Here is a 302-nt window from a genome sequence, read left to right as displayed (position 1 = left end):
TCGGCAGGCGCCTTGGTATCGAGCGGCTTCTTCTTGGCCTTCATGATGTTGGGCAGCGAAGCATAGCGCGGCTCGTTGAGACGCAGATCGGTGGTGACGATGGCAGGCATGGCGAGCTTCACCGTCTCCAGGCCGCCATCGACCTCGCGGGTGACGACGACGCTGTCGCCATCGATCTCGACCTTGCTGGCGAAAGTGCCCTGCGGACGGCCGAGCAGCGCGGCGAGCATCTGGCCGGTCTGGTTCGAATCGTCGTCGATCGCCTGCTTGCCCAGGATCACGAGGCCGGGGTTCTCCTCGGC

Annotated in this window: 1 protein-coding gene; it reads right to left on the bottom strand. The window is 65.2% G+C overall.

Features of this window, described 5'->3' with window-relative positions; all coding sequences use genetic code 11:
• Nucleotides 1–302: electron transfer flavoprotein subunit beta/FixA family protein (locus MTR66_RS21145; RefSeq protein ID WP_407673105.1), on the bottom strand; the 302-nt coding region annotated here is incomplete at both ends.

This window comes from Novosphingobium beihaiense (genome assembly GCF_022832375.1).
GTDB lineage: Bacteria > Pseudomonadota > Alphaproteobacteria > Sphingomonadales > Sphingomonadaceae > Novosphingobium > Novosphingobium beihaiensis.
The sequence above is the reverse complement of the archived record's forward strand: the minus strand, read 5'-3'. Positions and strand labels throughout refer to the sequence as shown.